Genomic DNA, 23,285 nt, shown 5'->3' with positions numbered 1-23,285 from the left:
GGCATCTATGGCCGCGAGATGTTCGAGACCTGGTACAAGATGATCGCACTGGTGCAGGGCCCGCTCGACGTCAGCGGCCTGATCACCCACCGCATCGGCGTGGACGACTATATCTCCGGCTTCGAGGCGATGAAGAGCGGCAATTCGGGCAAGGTGGTGATGGACTGGTGACGGCGGCCTTGGGGCTGGACTCCAGGGCTCGCCATTCGCGGCGTGAACGCCCGGGAACAACGCGATTTTTGAGTTCGTGAGGGCGATGATGACGCTTCTTTATCATTCAGGGCTATCGAATCCAGGACTTGATTGCCATCTGGCGCCTCTGACAGCGGGTAGTCGTGTTGAGAGGCATCCCTCAACGAGACCGGGCAAGCAGCAATGAAGACTCAAATAGTCGTCATTGGCGGTGGGGCTGGAGGTCTTGAACTCGTGCGGCGGCTCGGAGCACGGCTCGGCCGTAAGGATTTCGATATCATTCTTGTGGAGCGGAACCACACCCATGTCTGGAAGCCGCTCCTCCATGAGGTTGCGGCCGGATCACTCGACGCAAATCTTGACGAAGTTGGCTACCGCGGACACGGGCACCGTTGGGGCTACCGCTTCTTCTACGGGTCGTTGGAGGCCATCGATCGCACAGCGCGGCAGGTCATAGTGGCGCCGATTTTCGACGATGACGGGTCGGAGCTGGTTGGTCAACATCGGCTCAGATACGATTACCTCGTTATCGCAATCGGGTCGGTTTCAAACGACTTCGGTACTCCCGGAGTGAAGGATCACTGTCTTTTCCTCGAAGACCGTCATCAAGCGGATCGCTTTCGATTGAAGTTGTTGAATCATTGTCTTCGGGTTTCCAGGACAATGTCAGCTGATCCAATCGACGACGCGTTTGTTGATATAGCTATTGTAGGTGGCGGTGCGACAGGCGTTGAACTCGCTGCTGAACTCTACAATGCTGCATCATCTCTGAGACACTATGGCCTGGAAGTCTTCGACGAGACCCGGCTGAGGGTCACATTGATAGAGGCCGGGCCGCGGATTCTTCCGGCTCTCCCAGATGCTTTAGCAAAGGCCGCGCATCAGGAACTTGAGGCCCTCGGCGTCCGGGTGCTCGCAAACACAGCTGTATCGGAAGCAACGGAAACGGGATTGAGGTGCGCTACCGGGGAGCAGATACACGCCAATATTTGCGTGTGGGCTGCAGGAGTGCAGGGGGCAAATATTCTAGGAGAGCTCGACGGACTTGAGGTGGCGCGTAGCAGGCAACTTGTCGTCCTTCCCACCCTCCAAACGAGCCGGGACGAGCGCATCTTCGCCATAGGCGATTGCTGCTTTTTCAAGCCAGAGGGGGCGGGCGGCCCGGTGCCACCACGAGCTCAGGCTGCCCACCAGATGGCATCGACCGCTTATCGCAACATTCTTCACTTGATTGCTGGGGAAACGCCGGAAGCATTTGTCTATCGGGACAAGGGCTCGTTAGTGTCGTTGAGCCGGTTTTCCACCGTCGGTAGCTTGATGGGAAACCTCGTCGGAGGGCGGATGGCGATCGAGGGGCGGCTGGCCAGGATGATCTACGTGTCTTTGTACCGCATGCACTTGGTGGCCATACATGGCTGGATCAAGGGCTTGGCTCTTATCCTGGTCGGCCATGCCAACCGCGTTGTCCGGCCGCGTCTCAAATTGCATTGACGTTGCTTAGGCTCGTGGACACGCTACGGCACAGGATCGAAGGATGCCGCTTCGGTCTGCATTGCACCTCGCCTGAGCGACGCCCGAGTGGCCTTGCCGCATGCCGCCATCGCTAACGGTGGTGCGTGGTACAGCAGCGCTGGGGCTAGCACGTTAGATCAGCGGTGGGACGCCTTTGCGCGGATCAGCGCGTCGGCCATGTAGAGATCCTGTAGTGAGATACCAGAACTGTCGAAGACCGTGATTTCGTTGTCGAAGCGGCGTCCGGGCGCACGCTTTTCAATGACGTCGCCGATTGGTGTTACCGCCAGCACACCGGCCTCGATCTCGTCGCGCAAATGTTGGAACTCGCCGATCTGGACGGACTGGGAAAGCAGATCACAAAACAGACGTGCCCTGGGAAACAATTCGCTCGGCAATTCGCGCTTGCCCGGAGCATCCGACCCCATGCTGACGATATGAGTTCCGGGTCCCACCCAAGCGGCATCGAACAGGGGTTCGCGTGAGGGTGTCGCCGTCACCACGATGTCGGCCGCGCGCACGGCTTCTTCGGGCAAGGCAGCGCGCGCCTCCAGACCCCTTTCTCCGATCTGATCGACAAGCGCGTCGCGTCGCGGCGAAGGCCGGGCCACGACCAGCACGGTTTCGATTGGGCGGATGCGTGCCAGCGCCATCACTTCGAGGCCCGCCTGGTTGCCGGCGCCGAATATCGCCAGAACCTTGGCTTGCTTGCTCGCAAGAAGATCGGCCGCAACCGCGTCGGCGGCGGCCGTCCTGTAGGCGTTGACCTTGCCGGCCTCGAGTACGGCGCCGAGCCGACCTGTATGCTGATCGAGCAGCACGATGGTGGAGTTGTGGCGGGGAAGGCCACGTGCCGGGTTGCCCGACCAGAAGGAACCAATTTTCACTCCAGTCAGGTCGCCCGACGAACCGGATTTGATTGAGAAGGTATTGGTCGCCTCCTGTGTGCGCCCGAGAACAGCGGGAAAGACCAAGCTCTGCGGCGATGCTGCCGCCACGAGAGCCTCCCGCGCCGCCTCGAAGGCAAGTTCATGCGTGACGAGGGCGGCTGACTCCTCTTCGCTGATGTAGATCATCCAAAATTCCTTCTGAGCATCAAGCGTTTCATCGCTGGGGAATGTTGCGGCTAAGCCATTGCTGAGGCTGGGATCACGTCCATTGTGAATCGTGCGGACGCCGATCGCGGGGCAGCCACGAAGGGCGATTCAAGGTGCCAGATATTCCTCGCCCGATTTGCGCCATATGGCATGCCGACGGACGGCTCAAAACGAATGATCCCGCTGAATTCAAAGGTCAAAACAGCAGCGAAAACTGTCCGCCTGGCGCGACTCTAAGGTCCGACTTCAATCTGACTTTGGATCAAGCGACAGCGTTGCACTTATGGCCGTTGATCATGACAGGGATATCGTCAGCGCCCCGACCGAGCTGATGAAATTCGAGACCCGCCATGTGCCGGGCGCGCTGAAGCTGTCGCAGGAGATGGGCTGGCCTTATCGCCAGGAGGACTGGGAATTTGCCGTGACGGTCGGCAATGGCCTGGTCCTCGAGCGGGCGGGACAGGTGATCGGCACTGCCATGTCCTGGAATTACGGACAGGCCTATGCCACTGCCGGGATGATCATAGTCACTGGCTCCGCGCAAGGCGGTGGCAACGGCTCCCGGCTTTTTGACGGGTTGCTTCAGGCCACGGACGGGCGCAACGTGCTGCTCAATTCGACGGAAGAGGGGCTCGCGCTCTACAAGCGACGCGGCTTCAATGCCTGGGGCACGGTGCTTCAGCACCAGGGCTCGCTGACCGTTGCCGTGACGCAGAGTACCCGCGATGGCATCCGTCAGGCGACGGTCCCAGACCTCGCGGCGATCCAGGCCTTCGACGAACGGGCCACAGGCATGCCCCGGCCGTCGATGGTGGCTGGCCTCGCTGATGCGGGCAATGTTTTGGTCATCGAACGCGCGGGGCGTATTGCAGGCTACGCCATCGCCAGGCGGTTCGGCCGCGGCTACGTGGTCGGCCCTGTTGCAGCCGAAAGCGCCCAAGACGCGCGACTCCTGATCCTGGCCCAGCTTGCGACGCTTCACGGCCAATTCGTGCGCATCGACGTCTATGCCGAACACGGATTGGGCGACTGGCTGGATAGCCTGGGCCTCGCGCGCGTCGGTGCTGCGATCGCGATGGTCAAGGGGCGACGGCCCGTCTCCGACGGGACGGCCCGCATGTACGCCGTGGCAAATCAGTCGTTCGGTTAAGGAATGAGGTAGGGGAGCGATGGATACGAGTGTAAAGACACGTGAAGCGGCCCAAACGATCGACGCCCTCATCACCCCGTCGCTGCTTCTGGACCGGGGACGGCTCGAGCGCAATATCCAGCGTCTGGCCGAGCATGCCAGAAAGCTTGGCGTGGTGCTGCGCCCGCATATGAAGACGGCCAAAAGCATCGACGTCACCCGGTATGTGTTCCCCGGCGAACCCGGTCCGATCACGGTCTCGACCATCGCCGAGGCGGAGTATTTCGCCGGCCACGGCTTTCGAGACATGACTTATGCGGTCGGCATGTCGCCGGCTTCGGTCGTCCGCGCCATGGAGCTTTGTCGCCGTACCGGCGCTGATGTGAAGCTGTTGCTCGATTCCGTGGAGCAGGCCGACGCCCTTGCCGGTGTACGCGAGGACACCGGCGTGACGCCGTCCGTCTTCATCGAACTGGACTGCGATGACCATCGCGGTGGATTGAAGCCGGACGATCCCAAGCTGCTCGAGGTGGCCAACAGGGTCGTCGCAGCAGGCGCCAACCTGGTCGGCGTCCTCGCCCATGCCGGCGAGTCCTATGGCTTGAGCACGGCCGATGCGCTGGTCAAGGCAGCCGAGAACGAGCGTTCGGCCACCGTGCGCGCCGCCGAAACTTTGCGCGCTCACGGCCATGCCTGCCCGATCGTCAGCCTAGGCTCCACGCCGACGGCGCACTTCGCCGAGAACCTCGAAAGCGTCACGGAGCTGCGCGCCGGGGTCTACATGTTCTTTGACCTCGTCCAGCACGGGGTAGGGGTCTGCGGTCTCGACGATATCGCGATTTCCGTGTTGGCCACGGTGATCGGGTCCAAGCCGGAAAAGGGTTGGGTGCTGGTCGACGCGGGGTGGATGGCGCTTTCGCGCGACCGGGGAACCGCAAACCAGCAGATCGACCAAGGTTACGGCGTGGTCTGCGACGAAAAGGGGCGGGTGCTTGAAGATGTGATCGTGGCGCAGGCCAGCCAGGAACACGGTATCCTCGCCATTCGTGCTGGTTCTGGAAAGTCCATGCCCGATTTGCCGCTCGGGGCTCGGGTCCGGATTCTGCCCAACCATGCCTGCGCGATGGCCGCCCAGCATCACTTCTACGCCGTCGTCAACGGGGACAGTCCCAGGATCGAAGCGCGTTGGGAGCGAATCCGCGGATGGTAGGGGCTCCAATCGCAACGCTTTGCATGGCGCCCATGCAAACTGACGCACTGGTGGTGCAATTATGAAGTTTACATCTTATTGGCTGGATACCTCTCAGCCGTTCAATGAGGGCACGTCCAAACCGCTCGAAGGCCACTACGACGTGGCGGTTGTGGGCGGCGGCTTGACTGGATCCTCCGCGGCGCTGGCCCTCGCCAAGAAGGGCGCCCGGGTTGCACTGTTGGAGGCCGAAACGATCGGCAACGCCGCATCCGGCCGCAATGGCGGCATGTGCAACAACGGTTTTGCCCAGAACTATGCCATCATGGCCGGCAAGCACGGCAAGCCGGCCGCAAACGCGCTCTACAAGGCCTTCGACGCTGGCGTCGACATGGTCGAGCGGCTGGTGCAGGAAGAACGGATCGACTGCAGCTTCGCCCGCGTCGGCAAGCTCAAGCTTGCGGTCAAGCCTGAGCACTACGACATGCTGGCGCGCAGCCAGGAACTCTTGGCGACCAATGTCGATCCCGGAACCAGGATGATCGCGCGCGCCGACCTGCTAACCGAAGTCGGCACCAACCGCTACTATGGTGGGCTGCTGTTTCCCAAGAGCGCCAGCATGCATGTCGGCCGGTTCGTCCGGGGTCTGGCGACCGCCGCGGCACGGCGTGGCGCCGAGGTCTATGAACGGGCTCCCGTCATGGCCATGCGCAAGATCGCCGACGGGCATGAATTGGAGACCCCACGCGGCAAAATCGTCGCGCGGCAGGTCCTGCTGGCGAGCGGCATTTCCCAGGTTGGTCCGCTCGGATGGATACGCCGTCGCATTGTGCCGGTCGGCGCCTTCCTGATTGTGACGGAACCGCTGTCGCCTGGGCAGCTTCAGCGCCTCATGCCGACCCGCCGCAATGTCGTCGACACACGCAACCTCGTTGTCTACTGGCGGCTTACTCCGGACAATCGCATGCTGTTCGGCGGGCGAGCGCGGTTTGCGGTGTCCAATCCTCAATCCGACGAAAAGAGCGGCCGCATCCTGAAAGCGGCGATGGTCGAAGTCTATCCGGAACTGGCCAGCACCCGGGTCGATTACTGCTGGGGCGGCATGGTAGATATGACCCGCGATCGCCTGCCGCGCGCCGGAGAGCGCGACGGCATCTACTACTCAATGGGCTATAGCGGACACGGCACCCAGATGTCGACGCTGATGGGCAGCATCATGGCCGAGGTCATGGACGGGCGCCCCGATCTGAACCCCTGGAAGGATTACGACTGGCCGGCGATCCCTGGATACTTCGGGCGTCCCTGGTTCCTGCCGATCCTCGGCGCCTATTACCGCATGAAGGACCTCGTGACATGACCACGCCCCTTGAACACCTGTCCCGCAACGGCCGCCTGGGCAGGTTCTTCATCGACGGCGAATGGCGCGAGCCGCGGGGCACCGCCACGGGCATCGTGGTCAATCCGGCCACGGAAGAGGTTGTGGCCCCGTTTCCGCTCGGAAACAGCGAGGACGTGGACGCGGCCGTCTCGGCGGCCCGCCGGGCATTCACCACCTGGAGCCGTACCAAGCCGGAACACCGCGCGGGTCTGCTCGACCGCCTGCAGGCGCTGCTCGAAGCGCGCAACGAACTGCTTGCGCAATGCTTGAGCCTCGAAATGGGCGCGGCGATCGGATATGCGCGCACCGCGCAGGTGCCGCTCGCGATCGCCCATGTGAGGGTCGCTCGCGATGTCCTGACAGCCTTCCCCTTCGTCGAGCAGCGCGGCCACACCGCCGTCACCCACGAACCGATCGGTGTCTGCGCCCTGATCACGCCTTGGAACTGGCCACTCTACCAGATCACCGCCAAGGTTGCGCCGGCGCTCGCCGCAGGCTGCACGATCGTGCTGAAGCCGAGCGAGCTTTCTCCCTTGGACGCCCTACTGTTCGCCGAGGCGATCGAAGAAGCCGGCTTCCCTGCCGGTGTCTTCAACCTCGTCAATGGCGATGGCCCAGGCGTCGGTGCGGGTCTCGCCTCCCATCCGGATGTCGACATGATCTCCATTACCGGCTCCACCCGTGCCGGCATCGCGGTGGCCCAGGCCGCCGCGCCGACGGTCAAGCGGGTCGCGCAGGAGCTCGGCGGCAAGTCGCCGAACGTGATCCTGCCCGACGCCAATCTCGATCGCGCCGTTTCGCTGGGCATAGCCGCCGCCTTCCGCAATCTCGGCCAGTCATGCAGTGCGCCGACGCGTATGATCGTGCCGCGCGCGCTGCTTTCCGAGATCGAGTCAATTGCCCAGCGGGCCGCGGATGAGATCGTCGTCGGCGATCCTCTTTCGGAGGCCACCACCCACGGAGCAATCGCCAATCGTGCTCAGTTCGACCGGACCCAAACAATGATCGGCGTCGGCGTTTCGGAAGGCGCAAAACTTCTCACCGGCGGACTGGGCCGTCCGGACGGCCTAGATGTCGGGCTCTATGTGAAGCCGACCATCTTTTCCGACGTGCGCACGGGCATGCGCATCGCTCAGGAGGAGGTCTTCGGGCCGGTCCTTTGCATCATCCCCTACGACACAGTCGACGAGGCCGTCACCATCGCCAATGACACCATCTATGGCCTCGGGGCCCATGTGCAGGGCAGGGATATGGACGTCGCCAAGTCCGTCGCCTCGCGGATTCGCGCCGGTCAAGTGCATCTCAACTACCCGGCGTGGGATCCACACGCGCCATTTGGTGGCTTCAAGCAATCCGGAAACGGACGCGAATACGGCCTCGAGGGCATGTTGGAGTATCTCGAGGTCAAGTCCATCCTCGGTTATTTCTAGGCGACATCTTCGCCATGCGCAGAGGGCGCAGGTGGCGCCATCTATGTCAGTGGGCCGGGCGGATCGTTAACCAGTTAAAAGACTGCGCGGCTCGCTGCGCTTGTCGCCGAGCTCTACGAGAGGCGGCAGCTCGGTTTCGGCAGGCGGACATCGCGTGGGCCGAACAATATTGCGGCATCGTATTAGGCATTTGCACCCTGTCCCACTTTTGTCCTATCGCTGCTCTAAACGCCGTTTCACGTTTTCAACCCCAAGTCCGGGGCTTGTCAGTACTGGAAGACTGTGGGTCGTGCCCCGCACCGCACGAGCCATCGAGGCCTGCGCAAAAATGACCACATCGACCTTCTTCGACAGCTCTTCGAGAGCTAGGCGGATTTGCTCGTCATGGGCTTCGACGTCGCCGCCGGCGAGGAGTTGAAACGCTCCCTCAACAAGCACATCGTCGATCGCTACATCCTTGCCCGCCTCGTATGCCTTGCGCTTCAGCAGATCCACGGTCGGCACCAGCGTTGTGGACAAGGTCGCCAGGACACCTATGCGGTTTCCGTGCTCAACAGCGGCTTTGGCCATGCCTTCATCAATACCTAACAGCGGCACAGGGCAAAGCGGCGCAATGGCATCGACTGCCGGTCCGAGAGTCGAGCATGTGACGACAATCGCATCCGCCCCGGCGTCGACTGCCGACCATACGTAGGTAGCAAGCCTTCGTTTCGTCAGATCGGATAGCGACCCGCGCTCAATGGTATTTCTCAGGAGGCTCTCGTCGAGGATCGCGAATGGCTTCCAGTCGGGCAAATGTTCTTTGGCGAGGCCCTCGAACTCGGAAACAAGGCTGGAAACCGTGTGGATGAAAGCCAGCTTTCTGGCGGAAGCGCTCGTGGTTTGATTTGGCATGTGGTTTCCATCAAGTTGCTGGAAGCTGAGTTGGCGGAACTGGATGTCTTGACCAGTTCATCAACCTGGTCCCTCGTGAGAATCCTCTTCACCAAACGGTCCGGATCGCGCTTAGGCCAGCCGATATGCAGATCCGCGATCGCACGGCGCTCCTTGCTGTCGCCATGCGGTCAATTGCATCAGAAGTCGCCAACTTCAATTTTCGATCTGTCCGTGAAGCGCGACATGCGGAACGGAGTCGGATCGACGCATGCCGCGCCACCGGCGACCAGATCCGCCGCCAGATGGCCCAACCCGGGGCCGGCGCCGAAGCCGTGTCCGGAACAGCCTGCGGCGACGAACATGCCGCCGATGCTGTCCACCGGGGAAATCACCGGCACCGCGTCCGGTGTGGAATCGATATACCCGCCCCAGGTGGACACGACGCCGGCATCGGCAACGCTGGGGAACATCGCTTTGACCCGGGTCTTGATGGTCGCCAGCATCCGCTGGTCGGGCGCCGGATCGAGGACGCGGATGCGCTCGAAGGGGGTCGGCTTGTCGAGATGCCAGCGACGCATTGAATCCGGGCCTTCGAAGAACGAGCGGCCGATGCCGATCTCGACCGCCTTCAGCCGTTTCATGAACATCGGCAGAAACGGGCGGACATAGCGGATGCCCTGCGGGGTGATCTCCAGGGTCGCCCGGCCGCTGACGGCGATCGTGTAGCTGCCATCGAGCCGGCGCGTCAGTCGGGGGTAAAGACGGCCTCGCCGAAATCCGGTGCCGGACCGGTCCGCAGGGCGGTCTGACGGACGCTGGCCAGCGGCATCGACACCGCATGCATACGCAGGAAAGCCGATGCCCAGGCGCCGGCGGCGCATAGCACCGCACTGGTGCGGATAAGGCCTTTCTCGGTGACGACGCCGCTCACTTGCCCATTGGTGATATCCAGGCCGCGTGCCGCGCAGTTCTGATGAATGGTCGCGCCATGCTTGCGGGCGCCCTCGGCGATCCGAGGAGCGGCCAGCCAGGGCTCGGCCTTGCCATCGTCTGCCGCGTGGACACCGCCCAGCCATTTGCGGCCGCCAGCCGCAGGAACGGCGGCAGTGGCCTCGTCGGCCGTAAGCATCCGCGTCTTGACGTCGAACCGCCGCGCAACGGCGCGCCACTTGTCCCATTCGGCGAGCTGCTTTGGATCCGCGGTCGCATAGATGAGCCCGCAACGGCGGAAGCCAAGGTCGTGCCCGATCTCTTCGGTCAGCTCTTCCCACAGCCGCAGCGCCAGATTGGCAAGCGGCAATTCGCGTGCATCGCGGTTCTGCCGACGGCACCAGCCCCAGTTCCGGCTCGACTGCTCGCAGCCGACATACCCCTTTTCGATAAGCGCCACCGACAGGCCGCGCCGCGCCAGGAAATAGGCCGCGCTGGCGCCGACAATCCCGCCGCCGATCACCACGACGTCCGCTGACTTGGGCAGCGTTTCATCGCTGCTGATGTGGTGGATTAAAGGGGACATGGCGGCCTCGGCAATCAATGAGAGATTGCAGTATCGGCGACCGGTGCCGCAGAATGCACTGACTGCAGCGGCACTTCGGTATTTTGCACCGAATATCGCCGGCATTCGGCGAGTGACGGCGATGTTATCGTCGTCAGAGCTGCGGCGCTGCCGTTTTTGACGCTTTAAAATCAATGTCATAATCTCTTGACGAAGTTCCATAATCGCCTTCCGCGTGTTCGGTGGCATTCGGCGGCGCGGTATCTACGACAACATGAAGACAGCAATCGACAAGGCCGGCCGTGGCAAGGAGCGCGACCGTAAAATGCCTCAGCCCTGAGGCGGTCACAGATTTGAAGCGCCGATTTGAATAATGTCCGTTTGAGCGGCTGGTCGAAGCGGATGATCCCAAGCCTCGCTGATGCTGCCTCTGAGGTTCCGAAATAGGGGTCGCGTCGGAATGGATAGCGCAAGCTGGAGGCCAGTGGTTCTCGAGGGCTCCATCTTCCGGTCGGCCAAGTCGGCTCGAAGCTGCGATTTTGGCCAAGTGAAGAACGAAAGTCGAACGTTGCTGTCTACCAGGATCGTTCCTCACCTCCCATGCTCTCTTGATGTCCTTCGAGGCACGCCGAGATCGCCCGCAGCTGGAATTCCAGTGCGGGGCCCTCTGCCGGGAACCGGCCGTCCAGCGCAGAGGTACCGACGGTAAATCCCGCTGCGCCACTCTTGCGAATAGTCTCGATCTGATCCGGGCGATCCACCGATCCCGCGACAATGACGGGCTTGGGCACGGCTCGGCACACAGCGTCGATGAGAGACGGCACATTGCCTGCCGAGCGGTAGGCGAGAAGGTCGAGACCTGCGACCCCGGTATGGCTGGCGAGCGCGACAGCGCTTTTGACGATCTCGGCCTGCGATCCTTCGAGAATGCTCGGGTGCCCGACAACCCGGCCCGGAAACGGATAGTAGCGGATTAGCGTTCCTTCCAGCAGCGGCAGCACGTCTTGGGCATGGGTGCCACCGAGCAGGTAGTCGACGCCGAGGTCGATCGCCGCCTTGACCGAGCGGACCTCGCTGTCGCGATCGAGCGATACGACCTCGAGATATGTACTGGCTCCGCCCGCGCGGATCTGGCGGGCGAGGCCGGCGAGCGCGTCGAGCGGCAGGCCGATGTCCTTGAAGCCGATGTGGCGGATTCCGGTGCGGAGCGCCGTTTCGACGTGGACGGCGGCGTCGGCCACGGTGCGGTCGTTGCGCGTCAGCATGAAGATAAAGTCGAATGGTGTCATGGGGTGCCGGCTTTCTGGTTCTGGAGGGAAGCCTTGAGCCGAAGGGCGTAGTCGAAGGCGGTCTCAAGGCTGGAGGGGTCGGCAACGCCGGACCCCGCGATGTCGAAGGCGGTGCCGTGATCGGGGCTGGTGCGCACGAACGACAGGCCCAGCGTGATGTTCACGCCATGGTCGAGGCCCATGTATTTGACCGGGATGAGGCCCTGGTCGTGATACTGCGCGACCACGATGTCGAAACGGCCCTTGCGGGCCTGCATGAACACGGTGTCGCCGGGCCATGGGCCGGATGCGTCGATACTTTCGGCACGGGCCGCCTCGATTGCCGGCCGGATGATGCGGATTTCCTCGTCTCCAAAGAGACCGCCTTCGCCGGCATGCGGATTGAGGCCCGCGACAGCGACGCGTGGATGGGCGATGCCGATCGCCTGCGCACCGGCATGGGCCAGCCGGATCGCGTCCATCTGCGACGCGAAATCGCCTTTGCGGATCGCCTCGGACAACGAACAGTGGATGGTGACGAGGACCGTGCGAATGTCCTCGTTCGCCAGCATCATGGCGACCTTGGGAGCCCCGCCATGATCGGCCAGGATTTCGGTGTGGCCGGGATAGTGCAGACCGGCGGCGGCGAGTGCTTCCTTGTGGATCGGCGCCGTAACGATGCCGCCCACGCGACCGTCCCGCGCCAGTCGTATGGCGAGGACGATGGCGTCGAACGCCGCGCGTCCACTGGTGGCCGAAACCTGGCTGACCGGTGGCAGGAAGCGAAGCTGCGAGGAGCAAAGCACGTTGAGAGTTCCGTCCTCGAGCACGGTCCCATCGAGGGAAGCGATCGGCCGGACCCGCACATCCGTATCCAGCGCGCAAAGGGCGTGGTTCATCACCAGCGGATCACCGACGACGATCCAGTGCCGCTTGTCCGGCCGACGGAGATACATTTTTGCGATGATCTCGGGGCCGATGCCGGAGGGATCACCCATGGTCACAGCTAGAGGAGCGTCATTGGCGGTCATGGATCAGAGCCTTTCGTGAAAGCGGTTTGGCCAGCAGGTCGCGGGCGGCATCAAGGAGTGCCGAGGGTGAGCCGAACCCTCCCGCCTTCATGGCGATGGTGAGCGACGTTCCGTCCTCCCGTTCGGCGCGGCCGACCGGAAAGCCGGGCTCCAGCTCGCGGGTGAGACAGAAACGTCTGATGCCGAGGCGGTCGAGGATCGCTGCCATCGTCTCGCCGCCGGTGGCGATCACCGCGTCATAGTCAAACCGGGCGACCGCCGCGGCTGCTTGTCCGGCCAGGTTCGTCGTCACCGCGCTGGCGTTCTCCTGCCGTTGCAGTGGTGCCCGAAGGCAAATCACACGGGCGTCGCCGGGAGCGTCGGCCAGGTCGGCGACGACGGGAACGCCTTGTACACGCAAGGTCTCGTATTGGACGCGCGTCACCGGATTGGCGCTTCCTGCGACGATCACCACCCGCCCGGCGGCTTTGCCCGTTACCGGGCGTCCATCCGGCACGGCAGGGACCAGCGATGCCAGCGCGATGGCGAGACCAGGAGAGCCCACCCAAAGAACAGTCTCAGGATCGGGGATGCTGGCGACTTGCCGGTTCAGCACGCCCTGGCTGTCGGCGTCGAGGATCAGAATGGACCCTTTCGTCGCCGCATCGCCGGAACTGTCTGGGGCGAGAATGGTCGGTATCCCCAGGGACGGGTCGACCAGATTGGCAATGTGCGATGTGCCTGCGGGATGGACCGGGTCACGGCCATAGACGCTTTGACTCACGGGAATGCCGCTCACCGTCTGGATTCCGTCCACGGTGAGCCGTCCTGCTTCGGGAAAAGCTGGAGCGATGACAAGCCTGCTCCGGCCGCTTGCGCGAAAGGCGGCGGCGACTTCCACGCGGATATGGCCGCGCAGGGTCGAATCGATCGTTTTGAACAGAAGGCGGGCATTCGAGAGGGCCGACACGGCGTCGGCCGTAGCCTTTCTTGCCTGCGAGATGTCGGAGGCGCGGCTGTTGGTATCAATCGAAGTGATAGCTCCATTCTCCGCGCCGTCGACCTGTCGCTTGATCATAGGTGCATAGCCTCTCGCGAGAAAGGCCGCCGCGCCGTCGGTAGCACTGGTCAGGTCGTCGGCGATTATCCCGACGAGGAGAGATGTGTTCTGCTTCATTTGGGTGAGAATAGCAGAACGGTCGGAACCGATTATCCATATGATCTGACGATTTGTGGTGATATGAAGTCACCAATGAAGCGCTCTGAAGTACCTTCGCTCGACGACCTGCGTGCCTTCCAAACAGTGGCGCGTCTGGGGTCTGTGCGTGCTGCGGCTGCCGAACTCGCTCTGACGCATGGTGCAGTCAGCCGCCGCGTCTCCAAACTGGCCGCCGATCTTGGTCTGCGCTTGCTCGAAGCGGACGGGCGCGGGGTGCGTCTGACCTCCGATGGCGCGAAGCTGGCGGAGGCAACCGGCAAGGCGTTCCATTTAATCACTGATGCCTTGGCAGAAATCAGATCCAGCTCGACGCCCATTCCGATCATCCTGTCCTGCGAGCGCTCGCTGGCGATGCGCTGGCTGATCCCCCGCTTATCTGGGTTTCAGGATCGATACCCGGATGTCGAGGTGCATCTGTCGACCGGCGGCGGAGGGCCCGACTTCGCGCGTGACCGGGTGACGCTTGCGATCCGCCGTCTCGATTTTCTGGTGGACCCGGAATGGACCATCATCAGCCTGATGCCCGAGCGTGTTGGTCCGGTAATGCTACCATCTCTGCGCAAGCGGTTCGAGAGTGGCGACTATGTGGCGCTCGGATCACGGACGCGACCGGATGCTTGGGAAGCGTGGTTGGACGCGCACATGGATGCGCCGCGTCCTCGATCGACCCGATTGCTGGATCATCATTTCCTGATGGCAGAAGCCGCCCTGGGTGGTCTTGGCGTTGCTCTTGCCCCCCAGGCGATTGCAGCGGATGACGTCGCGAATGGGCGATTGGAAGCACCACTCGGCTTTCATCGCGACGGGACGGACTACGGCCTGATCCATCCGAAGTCGATCATTGTTTCAAACGGCCTCTCCGCATTGCGAGATTGGCTGACCGCAGAGTCCGAGAGATCGTTCAAGCGGCAGGTGCTTGAGAACAGCTAAACTAAGAAAATAAGGTCGCCTTTGCGCCCGTATCGGCTCAGACGGGGCGAAAGAGACAGCACTGCGAAAGGGCGTGCTGGTTTGGCGGTCGACCGGAGGGCCTTCTGCTGAATGACCATGCATTGCGGCACATTCTGCCAAACGCCTGCGATTATGCTCGGCTGGTAGGGCAGATTGACAGGAACCAAGGACATGGATCGCTTCCGGCCGAAATACGTGACTTTTGATTGCCACGGCACGCTCATCAATTTCCAAATGGCGGAAGCCGCAAGGGACCTGTTCGGTCATCTTCTGGATGGGCCGCACATGGACGAATTCATCAGAAACTTCCAGGGCTACCGCCTCGATGAGGTGCTGCAGGACTGGAAGCCTTATGCAGATGTCGTTCACAACGCACTGGAACGCACCTGCCGCCGCAACAGCGTCGCATTCCGTGCCGAAGACGCCGAAACGATCTACAACCGCATCCCCACCTGGGGGCCGCATCCGGACGTACCCGAGGGATTGGCTAAACTGGCCAAGGAAATTCCGTTGGTCACCCTGACGAACTCCATGGTGGCCCAGATTCCGTCGAACGTGGCAAAGCTCGGTGCGCCCTTTCATGCCGTCTTGACCGCTGAAGAGGCGGGTGCCTACAAGCCGCACTTCAAGGCGTTCGAATACATGTTCGACATGCTGGGTTGCGGCCCGGCGGATATCACGCATGTGTCCTCGTCTTTCCGCCACGACCTGATGTCCGCCTATGATCTGGGGATCAAGAGCAAGGTCTGGGTCAATCGCCGCCACGAGCCGGCCAATCCCTTTTACGAATACACCGAAATCCGCGATGTGACGCAGCTACCAGGCGTTTTCGGACTCTGAGGGGCGAGGATAGGCCGGAGCCCCGCAGAGCACTGCGCCCATTTTCGACGGCTGCCAGCGGCGCCGTCTCAAATACCCCGAGAAATAGACCTGCGGGGTGCCATCGCTGGAGCGCTCCATCTGTCGAAGCATGAAGAACAACCGTCCCCAACAGGCGAGGATTTTTCGAATTGGGTGCTTGTGGTGATCTGGTCCCCGATGAAAAAGCTGGTCAGCTCAATGGCTCTATGACGGCAGGATGCGATCATATGCCTAACGCGGCAGCTTCAACCGACGCCTATTTTCGCGATGCCGCCGCAATCCTGGCGATGCGGCCGGGCTCCTCCGAACCGGACATGTCGGCGGCACTACTGAAGCGCCACTACGGATTGACGGGATCGATCGAGACATTGTCCTCCGAGGTTGAGCGCACCGTTGACGTCAACCTATCGGACGGCCGCCGGTTGATCCTGAAGACGTCGGCAAGAGCGGAGGCGGTCGACAGCTTTCGTTTTCAAACCGCCGTTATGGCCGGATTGCAAGGGTTCACGGGCTTCGTTGCACCCGAAGTGCTCCGCACGACCAGCGGCGCATTGATGTTTGAGCAAGAGGGGACATGCGGGTACTTGCAGACCCGGATTGAGGGCATTCCGCTGCACCAGGCGACGCCAACTCCCGACCTGCTTTTTCGAACCGGCAGTGCTCTCGCCCGGCTGGACCTAGCTCTTGAGCTGGTCAGTGTGCCCGCGGCTCACCGTCCCGTTCTTTGGCATGTCGGTTGCTGGTCGCGGTTGATGGAACTGGAGCAATACCTGCCATCCGGGAGCATTGCCGATAGCGTACGCGTCGCGATGGCGGAGTATGCGGAGTTCGTTGAGCCACAAATCTCGAATGTGGCGTGGCAGGTAACTCATAATGATCCCAGCCCGTTCAATATGATGGTGACGGGCCAGGGAATGGGTTTCATCGATTTCGGCGATGGCTGCTGGAGCCCCAGGATCCAGGACCTGGCGATCGCAGCAAGTCACGTCGTAAAGGATCCGACCCTTCCTTTGGGTGGAGCCGAGCATCTTATTGCCGGCTACGCCTCTGTCATTCCATTTTCGGCACTGGAAGCAAAACTGCTCGTCGGACTGATGCGGGCGCGACAAAGCGCTTTGATCCTGGTCAACTACTGGCGATCCCACCTTTTTCCGGCCGATGCCCAGTACATCAAAAAGAATGTCGCGCGTGCCGAGCACGGCCTTTCCATCCTGGCGCCTCTTGGTATCGCCTCGGGCGAGGAGGCAGTCCTGGCGGCAATGCCGTCGTCCGGGCCGTAACGCCATTACGGTTCGCTCGACCGGCACGGTCGCCAAAAACGAAGAACCGCGAATTGATCAAGGTACTCTTTCAAATAGGCAGCAGCACATGTCCACAGATCTCATGCCTAATCGCTACAGACCGGGCGAATCCGACCTTCCCAGGCGCGAGTCCGAGCTAATTGCTCGCCGTGACGAAGTACTTGGGGCCTCCTACCGGCTCCAGTACCGCCGACCCGTGCACTTCGTTCGCGGCGAAGGCATGTGGCTCTACGATCCTGACGGGCGGGCCTATCTTGATTTCTACAATAACGTGCCGTCGCTCGGCCATTGCCACCCAGAAGTAAACGCCGCAATGGCTGAACAGGCGGGCCGGATAAGCGCCAACACACGCTATCTCGAGCCAAAACTTATCGACTATGCCGAGCGACTGGTCGACACTTTCCCAAGCGAGCTCGACCGGGTGGTTTTTACTTGCACGGGGAGTGAATCCAACGATCTCGCCCTGCGTATTGCGCGATTTGCGAGCGGCAACGAAGGCGTGATCGTCTCGACCTATGCGTATCACGGCACGAGTGCGGCTACCGCCGCGGTTTCCCCGAACCTGGGCGACGCAGTCAAGCTCAGCCCATTCGTGCGCATGGTATCCCTACCTGGGCCGGCAGGGGTGCCGGAAGCCCAGGCTGCGGACTTTTTCGAGGCACAGATTCGTTCGGCCATTGTGGATTTGAACCGTCGTGGCATCGGCGTTGCGGCCCTGCTCATCGACAGTATTTTTTCCAGCGATGGCGTATGGATCGATCCCCCTGGCTTCATTGCCAGTGGAGTTGCGGCCGTGCGGGAGGCAGGTGGTCTCGTCATCGCCGACGAAGTTCAACCGGGCTTCGGGCGAACCGGCGCTCATATGTGGGGGTTTGAGCGGCATGGGATCGTTCCGGATCTTGTTACCCTCGGCAAGCCGATGGGCAACGGATTTCCAATTGGCGCTGTCGTTGGTCGCAAAGCACCGATGGAGCAATTTGGTGCCACCTCTCGCTACTCGAACACATTCGCCGGAAATACGGTTGGCATAGCGACCGCGGACGCCGTGCTGACGATCCTGCAGCGTGACCAGATCCCCCAAAAAGCGCTTGCCATGAGCCAGCGCCTCCGAGCCGGGCTGGAGAAAATCGCGCAGCAGCCTTACGGAGTTCGTGCCATCCGAAACGCCGGTCTGTTCTTTGGCGTCGACATCGGGCCTGAGGGCACACCGGCGGCAGGCAGGCGTGCAATGGCGCTGGATGTGGTGAACGCAATGCGGGACGACGGCGTCCTTATCAGCACGACAGGGGCCAACGAGGATTCGCTTAAAGTGCGCCCGCCGCTCGTTTGCCAGGCCGAGCACGTCGACCTCTTCCTTGTAGCCATGGAGCGGGCACTCATCAAGGTCGCAGGCTAGACCGCATGCCTGCGAGCAGGCGGCCAGGTCCTAGTTCAATGCGTGCCGAGATTGGCGGTGTCGGTCGGCCACTTTGGGGCCTCTCGGCGGGATCAGGGAAGCATATCCTTCAGCCGATAATAGGTGCCCACCATTGGCAGGAACCAGGGCTTGCCGGTATGCAGCGGGACGGCGTTCCAGTCCATGCCACCGATTGGATTGGTATCTGTGCGGCCCATGGCAATGTCCGCTAGCACACTTCCGATCAGTGTCGAGAGCCGCGCGCCATGTCCTGAATAGCCCATGCCGTAGATCAGGCCATCGGCGGCGCCGGCGCGCGGATAGCGGTCTTGCGTGCAGCCGACGAGACCGCCCCAGCAATAGTCGATTTCGACATCGGCCAGTTGCGGGAACACATCGAGCATCTGCTTGCGCAAAAGCTCTCCGGAACGCACGTCTGTCTTCTGGTTCGAGGCAGCCGAGAACTTCGCACGCCCGCCGAACAAGAGTCTGTTGTCCGGGGTGAGTCTGAAGTAGTTGGCGATGTTGAGCGAGTTCGTGTAGTTCCGATTGCCCGGCAGGGTTGCCGCGACCTCCTCGGGGGTAAGCGGGCGCGTCACGACGATGAAAGATGCAATTGGCATCATCCGTCGCCGATAGTAGTCAAAACTCTCGGTTGTATAGGCGTCGGTCGCAAGAATGACCCGGCGGGCAGCGAGCGAGCCGGTCGGCGAAGTGATCCGCCAGCCATCTGACACCCGGATGCAGGACTGGACTGGATTGTGCTCCCAGATCGTCGCACCATGGCGAGCGGCTGCGTCCGCCATGCCATTGGCATACTGGCCCATATGCATCATCGCCGACTTGGGTGACAGCACCGCGCCGTGAAAGGCCTCCGAACCCAGCTCGTTGCGGACATCGCCACGTGAGAGCCACTCCACCGAGGGATCCACTTCGCGGCGAAGCTCCTCGCACATGGCCCGCAGCCCCTTCACGTGCGATGGCTTGGATGCAAGCTTGAGCTTGCCTCCCCTGCGGAAGCTGCAGTCGATGGCCTCTTCCGCGATGATGCTTGGATCATATCGATCGAGTCGTCGTAGGAGCGCCAGAACCGACGAGCCTTGGCCTCTCCAAAGTGAGCCTTGGCCGCGCCAAAACTTGCGAAGTGACCACTGTTGAGGTGCCCGCCATTGCGCCCCGATGCACCATACCCGACATGCTCGGCCTCGATGAGTGCGACCTTCACGCCAGACTTGGCCAGTTTGCGCGCGGCATTGAGACCGGTGAAGCCCGCCCCAATTACGGCGACTTCGAAATCGCCTGAGAGGGTTTCGCGGGTCGCCCCAGCAAAGGCTTTCGACGTATCATGCCAATAGGAGGTAAGCTTCATTTTGAACACCTCTCGCGCTCGTCGGGACGCCGACAGGATGAAGTGTAGGTCCGCTCCCGCGCTGTGAGGTACGGCCCTTCCCATGGGCCTGCAACAATCAGTCGTCCTACGCGGCGGAAACCGCAGGAAATGCGGCGGCGCAGGACGCTCGGCGATTGCCAGGCTAAATCCCCTTGATAGCGGGCCGCCGGTGGTCAGCTTTCGGATGACCTGGCCTTCATCGCTTTCGTGCACATTCAGGTGACCAATCCGGGCTCAAGCGCTGCTTCTCAGAAGCTTCCGTCGCTGTTATGCGTGTTTTTGGATATGATATGGGAACTTCTTTATCCGTCGGTCCAATGGGGCATTGGACGGATTGAGAGCGAAAAAGTGGGGTGAAATGAATTACTTAAGCATGCGGTTTGCCATTGCACCTATGATGGATTGGACGGACCGGCATTGCCGGTTCCTCCATCGCCAGTTGACGCGCCGGGCACTGCTCTACACCGAGATGGTCGTCGCCGACGCGGTCATCCACGGCGAGCGCGAGCGCTTGCTCGGCTTCGATGGTACGGAACATCCGGTGGCGTTGCAGCTCGGCGGCTCCGATCCGCAGAAGCTTGCCGAGGCGGCGCGCATCGGCGAGGCCTTCGGCTATGACGAGATCAACCTCAATGTCGGCTGCCCATCCGACCGCGTCCAGTCGGGTACGTTCGGCGCCTGCCTGATGAAAGCACCGGTTCTGGTCGCCGATTGCGTCGCGGCGATGAAAGCCTCTGTCGGCATCCCCGTCACCGTCAAATGCCGCATCGGCGTCGACGAGCAGGATCCTGAGCCGGCGCTCGATGCGCTGGCGGACGGGGTTTTCGCGGCCGGCGCAGACGCGCTGTGGGTGCATGCCCGCAAGGCGTGGCTGGAAGGGCTGAGCCCTAGGGAAAACCGCGACATCCCGCCGCTCGACTACAACAGGGTGTATCGGCTGAAGGCCAAAAATCCAAACAAATTCATCGGCATCAACGGCGGCATTCAATCCCTTGAAGAGGCGCTCGACCACATTGATCATGTCGACGGCGCCATGCTCGGCCGCGCCGCTTATCATACGCCGGGCATTCTGGCAGGCGTCGACGCGGCGTTTTACGGCGACAAACCCAAAACGTTCGATTTTGCCGCGCTGATCGATGCCATGGCGGATTATGCGGCACGCCATATCGAGCGGGGCGGGCGGCTTGGCCATGTCACCCGTCACATGGTCGGCCTGTTCCACGGTGTGCCCGGTGCGCGCCGTTACCGGCAAATCCTTTCGACCGATGCGACAAGGCCGGACGCCGGACCCGATGTGCTGAAGGCAGCTTTCGCCGCAGTCGATTTTAGCGGGACGGACGCCGAAGCAGCCTGACTGTCCAATCGCGCAAGATCATGCGGTCGCTTGCGTGTCTTCCGCGGTCTGTTCAGCAAAGTCGGTCAAGCTAAGCAGCGCTCGCCCGCTCGGCGTCCTGCATTTCTTCTTTGATCGCGTGCGACATGGATCGAGTGCGCAGCGCATCGCGCTTCGGCGGCGCCTGGAATGTGCGGCGATATTCCTGGGTGAATTGCGAGATGCTCTCGTAGCCCACCTCGAACCCAGCGCTGGTTGCCGAAAAGCCTTCATCGAGCATAAGGCGGCGTGCTTCGATTAGGCGAAGCCGCTTCTGATACTGTCCCGGCGTCAGCGACGTCATGTGCTTGAAGTGCTTGTGGAAGGCGGTGAGGCTCATCGCCGCTGCCGCCGCCAAGCGCTCGACGGGAATACGCGATCGATATTCGGTTCTAAGAATCGCGATGGCCGCCGTGAGACGGCTCGCGTGACTGTCCGGATCCGCAAGCGACCGCAGAGCCGCGCCATGCTGACCGGAGAGGAGCCAATAATGCAGCTCGTGCATAATTCCGGGGCGCAGGAGCGACGTAGCGTCCGGTCGGTCCAGCAAGCGCATCAGCCGCACTGCGCAATCCAGAATTGCGGCATTGGTGTCTTCCGCGAACAAGGTGCGTGTCTCTGACGGGCGCTGCGCACGCACGCTGCCCAACTGCGCCGCGAGCTCGCGCAGGAGCGTCATCTCGAGTTCGACTGCGACGGCCAGGTAGGGCTCGCGCCGGCTTGCCTGCACGATCCGTCCGACGACCGGCATGTCCGCGCTCACGATCACGGATTGCCCGGCGGAGAAAACTTGCTGCTCCCTGCCCACGGTCATGAGCTTGGCACCCTGCAGAACCAGACAAACCAGCGGCCGATAGACCGAGTGAAAGTCGCCAGGTGGTGACTCAACGCACATCATCCGCAGGCCCGGCACTGGCGTCAGCGCCAGGCCGTCCCGGTTGGCATGGCGGGCGGCATAGGTGTGAACGGCATGTTTGAGGACGTCCATGCAATGTCTCCTGCAGCGGCGCGATGCTGGCGATCCTAGCATGCGGGCGGACAAACATCACGTGGGCTGCAGGATCGAGCAAGTTTTGCGCATGCGTTGGCAAGCTGTCGACCGCATCGCCCTGTAGGAAATGTCCCAACCGAACAAGGAAGGGGATCTATATGTCTGGACAGAACGTGTCACCGAGACGAGCCCGTGCTGGCGATGTCGCCATGGCACTTCGCGGGCGCATGATCTCCGTGACCGCGATGGCGCCGGGCGTCGTCAACACCATCCTGTTTACTGACAGGAAGACGCCGGAGCAGATCGCCGACTTCGCCGCGCGCACGCCACATCAGCGCATCGGCGAGCCTACCGACATTGCCGACGCAATCGCGGCGCTCTGCAGCGGGGACGGTGCCTGGATCAACGGGCAGACGGTATTCGCAAACGGCGGGATCGTTTGACCCCGATTGGCTGGAATTGATGGAGCACAGAACGATGAAAATGACCGGAAATACGATCCTGATCACCGGCGGAGGGTCCGGAATCGGGCGGGAACTGGCGCTGCGCTTCAATGCGCTTGGAAACACTGTGATCGTCGCGGGACGGCGCAAGGAGGCGCTCGAGCAGACGATCGCCGGGCGTGAAGGCATGCACGCGATGGTCGGCAATGTCGAAGATCCGGAAGCAATTATGGCATTTACCAAGCACGTAGTCGCCGAGCACCCGGCGCTCAACGTGCTCATCAACAATGCCGGCGTCATGCGCCGCGAGGATCTCACCAGGACCCGCGATCTGCGCGACGCGGAGAAGACGATCGTCACCAACCTGTTCGGACCGATCCGCCTCACCAACGCGCTGATCGACCATCTGGCGGCCCGGCAAAATGCCGTGATCGTCAATGTCTCGTCAGGCCTGGCCTTCGTGCCGCTGAGTGGCACGCCGACCTACAATGCCAGCAAGGCGGCGATCCATTCCTATACGGTGTCGTTGCGCGAGCAACTCAGGGGCAGGGTCGAAGTGATCGAGCTTGCGCCACCCGCGGTTCGCACTGAACTCACGCCCGGCCAGTCGACGCGCGACGAGTATATGCCGCTCGATGCGTTCATTGACGAGACGATGGCGTTGTTCAGCCGGGAGCCGACGCCCAAAGAGATACTGGTGGAGCGCGTGGGGTTCCTGCGCTGGGCGGAGAGGGACGGCCGGTTTGATCAAGCGGTCGAGATGCTCAACGCTCATTGAGCAGCGC

At 62.1% G+C, this 23,285-nt stretch carries 18 protein-coding genes and 3 pseudogenes; 13 read left to right on the top strand and 8 right to left on the bottom strand.

Annotated features, from left to right (window positions below):
- Positions 1–171 (top strand): annotated as a pseudogene (tdh, locus tag AC0L3N_RS22655) (L-threonine 3-dehydrogenase); the annotation flags it as partial.
- A gap of 204 nt (positions 172–375) precedes the next feature.
- On the top strand, positions 376–1,683 hold the full coding sequence (locus tag AC0L3N_RS22650; protein WP_473549591.1) for an NAD(P)/FAD-dependent oxidoreductase: 1,308 nt from the start codon (positions 376–378) through the stop codon (positions 1,681–1,683).
- Positions 1,684–1,841: 158 nt separating this feature from the next.
- On the opposite strand, the gene AC0L3N_RS22645 is transcribed toward AC0L3N_RS22650, so the two are convergent.
- Positions 1,842–2,780 (bottom strand): ornithine cyclodeaminase family protein, encoded by a 939-nt coding sequence (locus AC0L3N_RS22645; RefSeq protein ID WP_473549589.1) that lies wholly within the window; start codon positions 2,778–2,780, stop codon positions 1,842–1,844.
- Between the two features lie 304 nt (positions 2,781–3,084).
- On the opposite strand from AC0L3N_RS22645, the gene AC0L3N_RS22640 reads away from it, so the two are divergent.
- The 4 genes from AC0L3N_RS22640 (at position 3,085) to AC0L3N_RS22625 (ending at position 7,927) form a co-directional block, all read left to right on the top strand.
- The gene (locus AC0L3N_RS22640) at positions 3,085–3,951 is read left to right on the top strand and encodes a GNAT family N-acetyltransferase (protein WP_123145917.1); all 867 of its coding nucleotides are present in this window, start codon (positions 3,085–3,087) and stop codon (positions 3,949–3,951) included.
- Positions 3,952–3,970: 19 nt separating this feature from the next.
- A complete protein-coding gene (locus tag AC0L3N_RS22635; RefSeq protein WP_473549588.1) occupies positions 3,971–5,140 on the top strand; it encodes an alanine racemase in 1,170 nt (389 codons plus the stop codon).
- A gap of 61 nt (positions 5,141–5,201) precedes the next feature.
- On the top strand, positions 5,202–6,476 hold the full coding sequence (locus AC0L3N_RS22630) for an NAD(P)/FAD-dependent oxidoreductase (protein ID WP_473549587.1): 1,275 nt from the start codon (positions 5,202–5,204) through the stop codon (positions 6,474–6,476).
- Positions 6,473–7,927, top strand: a complete 1,455-nt coding sequence (locus AC0L3N_RS22625) for an aldehyde dehydrogenase family protein (protein WP_473549586.1) — start codon at positions 6,473–6,475, stop codon at positions 7,925–7,927. Before AC0L3N_RS22630 ends, AC0L3N_RS22625 begins: the two co-directional genes overlap by 4 nt.
- A gap of 213 nt (positions 7,928–8,140) precedes the next feature.
- Here AC0L3N_RS22625 and AC0L3N_RS22620 read toward each other — a convergent pair whose 3' ends face one another.
- The 5 genes and pseudogenes from AC0L3N_RS22620 to AC0L3N_RS22600 all read right to left on the bottom strand — a co-directional run bounded on the left by AC0L3N_RS22620 (position 8,141) and on the right by AC0L3N_RS22600 (position 13,753).
- A complete protein-coding gene (locus tag AC0L3N_RS22620; protein WP_473549585.1) occupies positions 8,141–8,821 on the bottom strand; it encodes an aspartate/glutamate racemase family protein in 681 nt (226 codons plus the stop codon).
- 179 nt (positions 8,822–9,000) lie between these two features.
- Positions 9,001–10,319, bottom strand: a pseudogene (locus AC0L3N_RS22615) (NAD(P)/FAD-dependent oxidoreductase).
- Positions 10,320–10,873: 554 nt separating this feature from the next.
- Positions 10,874–11,587: a 4-hydroxythreonine-4-phosphate dehydrogenase gene (locus AC0L3N_RS22610; protein ID WP_192363914.1), complete on the bottom strand. Its 714-nt coding sequence runs from the start codon at positions 11,585–11,587 to the stop codon at positions 10,874–10,876.
- Positions 11,584–12,597, bottom strand: a complete 1,014-nt coding sequence (pdxA, locus tag AC0L3N_RS22605; RefSeq protein ID WP_473549584.1) for a 4-hydroxythreonine-4-phosphate dehydrogenase PdxA — start codon at positions 12,595–12,597, stop codon at positions 11,584–11,586. Before pdxA ends, AC0L3N_RS22610 begins: the two co-directional genes overlap by 4 nt.
- Positions 12,584–13,753 (bottom strand): four-carbon acid sugar kinase family protein, encoded by a 1,170-nt coding sequence (locus tag AC0L3N_RS22600; RefSeq protein ID WP_473549583.1) that lies wholly within the window; start codon positions 13,751–13,753, stop codon positions 12,584–12,586. Before AC0L3N_RS22600 ends, pdxA begins: the two co-directional genes overlap by 14 nt.
- 75 nt (positions 13,754–13,828) lie before the next feature.
- Here AC0L3N_RS22600 and AC0L3N_RS22595 point away from each other — a divergent pair, with 75 nt between their 5' ends.
- The 4 genes from AC0L3N_RS22595 (at position 13,829) to AC0L3N_RS22580 (ending at position 18,304) form a co-directional block, all read left to right on the top strand.
- Positions 13,829–14,725, top strand: coding sequence for a LysR family transcriptional regulator (locus AC0L3N_RS22595; protein WP_473549582.1), 897 nt, complete (start codon positions 13,829–13,831; stop codon positions 14,723–14,725).
- A 192-nt stretch (positions 14,726–14,917) separates the two neighbouring features.
- Positions 14,918–15,586, top strand: a complete 669-nt coding sequence (locus tag AC0L3N_RS22590) for a haloacid dehalogenase type II (RefSeq protein ID WP_473549581.1) — start codon at positions 14,918–14,920, stop codon at positions 15,584–15,586.
- 248 nt (positions 15,587–15,834) lie between these two features.
- The gene (locus AC0L3N_RS22585; protein WP_473549580.1) at positions 15,835–16,887 is read left to right on the top strand and encodes a phosphotransferase enzyme family protein; all 1,053 of its coding nucleotides are present in this window, start codon (positions 15,835–15,837) and stop codon (positions 16,885–16,887) included.
- 88 nt (positions 16,888–16,975) lie between these two features.
- The gene (locus tag AC0L3N_RS22580) at positions 16,976–18,304 is read left to right on the top strand and encodes an aspartate aminotransferase family protein (RefSeq protein WP_473549579.1); all 1,329 of its coding nucleotides are present in this window, start codon (positions 16,976–16,978) and stop codon (positions 18,302–18,304) included.
- Between the two features lie 92 nt (positions 18,305–18,396).
- On the opposite strand, the pseudogene AC0L3N_RS22575 reads toward AC0L3N_RS22580, so the two are convergent.
- Positions 18,397–19,673, bottom strand: a pseudogene (locus AC0L3N_RS22575) (NAD(P)/FAD-dependent oxidoreductase).
- A 379-nt stretch (positions 19,674–20,052) separates the two neighbouring features.
- On the opposite strand from AC0L3N_RS22575, the gene dusA reads away from it, so the two are divergent.
- Entirely contained in the window at positions 20,053–21,048 is a 996-nt protein-coding gene (gene dusA / locus AC0L3N_RS22570) for a tRNA dihydrouridine(20/20a) synthase DusA (RefSeq protein ID WP_473549578.1), read from the top strand.
- A gap of 70 nt (positions 21,049–21,118) precedes the next feature.
- On the opposite strand, the gene AC0L3N_RS22565 is transcribed toward dusA, so the two are convergent.
- Entirely contained in the window at positions 21,119–22,054 is a 936-nt protein-coding gene (locus AC0L3N_RS22565; protein WP_473549577.1) for an AraC family transcriptional regulator N-terminal domain-containing protein, read from the bottom strand.
- 161 nt (positions 22,055–22,215) lie between these two features.
- Here AC0L3N_RS22565 and AC0L3N_RS22560 point away from each other — a divergent pair, with 161 nt between their 5' ends.
- A complete protein-coding gene (locus AC0L3N_RS22560) occupies positions 22,216–22,500 on the top strand; it encodes an SDR family oxidoreductase (protein ID WP_473549576.1) in 285 nt (94 codons plus the stop codon).
- A gap of 34 nt (positions 22,501–22,534) precedes the next feature.
- Positions 22,535–23,278, top strand: coding sequence for an SDR family oxidoreductase (locus AC0L3N_RS22555; RefSeq protein WP_473549575.1), 744 nt, complete (start codon positions 22,535–22,537; stop codon positions 23,276–23,278).
- Positions 23,279–23,285 lie beyond the last annotated feature (7 nt).

The sequence above is a fragment of the Mesorhizobium sp. WSM4807 genome (assembly GCF_055811615.1).
Note: the sequence above shows the minus strand (reverse complement) of the source record. Positions and strands in the feature narration are given on the sequence as shown.